Raw genomic sequence first — 3,182 nt, forward strand, 5'->3', positions numbered from 1 at the left:
GTCACCCTGTTTTAATCCTGTTTTTAAAAGGAAGGAAGGGTCTACCACCGCACCGTTATTAACCAATAGCTCCTGTAAAGGTTTTTCAGGTTTGCTTTTGAATTCACCGTAGAAAGGGTATCTCGGACCGGTGAGTGGAATGGTTTTCAGTTCAGTAATCAGGGAAGCTGTTTTTTGTTGCTCCTCACGATTGTTGAATTGCGCCATACCGTGCAATTCCCGGATAAAGAGGAACTCAGTTTCAGCGGGTAATATTTGTCTTTGATAGTCGAGGTCTTTCTGGCTTTGTTCCCAGCTTCCTTTAATAGCGAGGTCTGCGGATAGCAGTGCTTTTGCCTGACCCTGTATTGTTTCGCCCACCAGGTTTGAAAAACTTTTTACCGTCATTACCGCGCCAACACCGATGGCAATACAGATAATAAAAAACAGCATCCTTCTTTTTGCGCCACGAGACTCGGCGATCATTAATGAAAAAAGCTGGCGGTAGTTCAGTTGTGAGGATTTCATGGATTCATTTGATCGGAAATGATCTGACCATCAGCAAGAGTAAGAATTCGTTCGGAACGTTTAGCGACATGCAACTCATGAGTCACCAGGATGATGGTTGCCTGTTTCACCCGGTGCAGTTCCAGAATGAGTTCTATGATGTGCTCGCTGTTTTTGGTGTCGAGATTTCCTGTGGGTTCATCTGCGAGAACGATGTCGGGTTCATTGATAAAAGCTCGTGCAAGAGACAGGCGTTGTTGCTCACCACCGGAAAGTTGTGCTGGATAGTGATGCAGCCGGTCACCCAGTCCCACTGTTCCGAGAAGATCGTTGGCTTTTTTGGTGGCGCTGGGTGTGTTGTTCAATTCTGCAGAGAGCACCACGTTTTCCAGTGCCGTTAAAGTCGGGATAAGGTGAAAGTTCTGGAAGATGAAACCAAATCTTTTACCACGCAGGATGGCAAGCTCATCCTCGTTGAGTTTCGTCATATCCTGCCCATCAATCACAATTTGACCGTTGGTGGGTGTGTCGAGTCCGGCTATCAGGCTGAGCAGTGTGGTTTTGCCGCTTCCAGACTGTCCGGTTATCGCGAGAAACTGTCCTGTGGGAACGGTCAGGTCAAGAGATTTTAAAATTTCAACTTTATGACCACCGCCATGCAGGGTTTTTACTAAATTGGTTATTTCAATCACGGTTTACCCATGTTAGGTTTTTAATATTATTTTTATATTGTAATATAAAAAGGTATTAATGATTTTGCTAAAATTTAAGCATATTTACCGGTCACTGTTTTATCTGGGAGTGCTATGTTTATCATTCCCGGCACCGGTTTTATCTAAGGAGAAGGCAGTGGTTTTAGCTTTTGGGGATAGTTTGACAGCAGGTTATGGTGTGAAAGATGAAGAGAGCTATCCTTCCAGATTGCAGGTGAAGATTTCGTCGGCAGGGTTTCCACATAAGGTGGTCAATGCCGGAGTGAGTGGAGACACCACAGCAGGTGGAGTGCGCCGCATTCGCTGGCTGATGAAACATGAGCCGGAAATCGTGATACTCGCTCTGGGTGCCAATGATGGTTTAAGAGGTCTTTCTGTCGATGAAATGCGCAAAAACCTGGAAACCATGATTGATATCTGTCGCGAACACAATGCCCGCGTATTGCTTGCTGGAATGAAAGCTTTGCCCAACTATGGAGAAGATTATATGCGGAAATTTGAAATTGTTTTTCCTGAGCTGGCCAGGAAATTCGATCTGGTGTTGCTCCCTTTTTTGCTGGAAGGAGTGGCCGGGGTGAGAGAACATACCCAGCCGGATGGATTGCATCCAGTTGCTTCAGGTTACAGCATTGTTACCGAACTTGTCTGGCAAAAACTTAAACCCATGTTGAATAAATAATTTCCTCAATTCTTTGCGTTATTGATCCAACTCATGAACGACTCATAAACTTTACCCGATTCCAGCACTGCGGTAGCTTTCTTAAAACCTTCCTGGGCGTTTTCAAACAATCCTGAGAGATGGGCCAATGTTCCAGCCTGACTGGCGATTTGTATGCTTGCAGGTCCTTGCCCTGTTTTCAAAGCCTTTTCACCCATCCTGATTATGGTTTCAAGGTTAGACTCTGCCTGCTTTAACTCCTCATGGGCCTCTGCAATAAGCTGTGCTGTTTCTTCGTTATACAGGGTTTTCAAGGACAAGTTGTTTTGCTCCGCATCTTCCGACTTTTCCTGAATAAATACTTTGGCTTCTTTGTGCACCCCGAACAGGGTGGTGCCTTCCATGCCGTTTCCAACAATTACTTTATCGAAGTCGCTGAGTTTGCCGATTTCTGTGAGTGCAGTTTCGTAGCCACGGTGGAAATAGGTGGTAGCGAGGATATTTTTTCGGGCTTGAACAGGTAATAGAATTTTTTCCAGCGTCGCGAGCATGGGTCGTTTGACGATTTCAGTTCTTAATGATCTTAATTTTTCCAATTGTGGCAGAGTATTTGAAGTGCTGAGATAACTGAATCGATACTTTTCCAGCAATTCAAGACGCTGTTTTCCTTCAGCGACTTTGTAGTGCTTCTGTAAAATTTCTTCAAACGTGATGCCGAATTTTGGGGGTAGAGGCAGAGCCGAATGACCATAAACCGGCAGGCCTAGTTGGGCAATGACCGGGATCGCATAAAACCCAAAATAGGGAATGCGCTGGAATCCATCAAAAGGATCGGCAATTTGCAGTAGTTGTTCAAGATTAATTGTCACAGGATTCACGCGATTTTGCAGTGCACGCCAATAACCAATATTCTCGGCCAGAGTTTCCAACTTCATGCGGGCGGCAATGAGAAAGACCCCTGAACGCACCTCTGAAATCTGGTCATCAAGAATCATTGCCAAAGCATCTTCTGCCTCTTCTTCTGCAAGGTCTTTGCTTAAACGGGGGCCAGCGGCGATTTTTTGAAGGTAATCCTGCATTCTTTTTTCCGGGTCCATCATTTAAAGCGGTTTCCTTTCTATGATCCTTTTATTAGAGTATGATAATAACTCTTAAATGATCAAAGGCTGAATTTTTTTATTGGTGTTTATGCAGGTTTCTTCTTTATCTGGAACTACTGTGGGCTCGACCGTTTCGCAACGGGATTTGCGGGTACTTCTTGTTTACCCAAACACGCGGGATGTTGCGATGGCCAATCTGGGTTTTCAACAGGTTTATTCTCTGTT

At 44.8% G+C, this 3,182-nt stretch carries 4 protein-coding genes; 1 reads left to right on the forward strand and 3 read right to left on the reverse strand.

Annotated features, from left to right (window positions below):
* Together F3741_12910 and F3741_12915 are read right to left on the reverse strand one after the other, a co-directional pair.
* On the reverse strand, nucleotides 1–507 hold a 507-nt coding region (locus tag F3741_12910; protein MZG31676.1), incomplete at its 3' end, for an ABC transporter permease.
* The gene (locus F3741_12915; protein MZG31677.1) at nucleotides 504–1,178 is read right to left on the reverse strand and encodes an ABC transporter ATP-binding protein; all 675 of its coding nucleotides are present in this window, start codon (nucleotides 1,176–1,178) and stop codon (nucleotides 504–506) included. The genes F3741_12915 and F3741_12910, both read right to left, overlap by 4 nt.
* Nucleotides 1,179–1,236: 58 nt before the next feature.
* On the opposite strand from F3741_12915, the gene F3741_12920 reads away from it, so the two are divergent.
* Complete coding sequence (locus F3741_12920) at nucleotides 1,237–1,878, forward strand: arylesterase (protein ID MZG31678.1); 642 nt, start codon at nucleotides 1,237–1,239, stop codon at nucleotides 1,876–1,878.
* A 5-nt stretch (nucleotides 1,879–1,883) separates the two neighbouring features.
* Here F3741_12920 and F3741_12925 read toward each other — a convergent pair whose 3' ends face one another.
* The gene (locus tag F3741_12925) at nucleotides 1,884–2,957 is read right to left on the reverse strand and encodes a hypothetical protein (protein ID MZG31679.1); all 1,074 of its coding nucleotides are present in this window, start codon (nucleotides 2,955–2,957) and stop codon (nucleotides 1,884–1,886) included.
* Nucleotides 2,958–3,182 lie beyond the last annotated feature (225 nt).

The organism is Nitrospinota bacterium (genome assembly GCA_009873635.1).
Taxonomy (GTDB): Bacteria; Nitrospinota; Nitrospinia; order Nitrospinales; family VA-1; genus LS-NOB.

Coding starts and splice junctions, on each gene's coding strand:
- F3741_12920 (MZG31678.1), top strand. CDS start 1,237: ATGATTTTGCTAAAATTTAAGCATATTTACCGGTCACTGTTTTATCTG.
- F3741_12925 (MZG31679.1), bottom strand. CDS start 2,957: ATGATGGACCCGGAAAAAAGAATGCAGGATTACCTTCAAAAAATCGCC.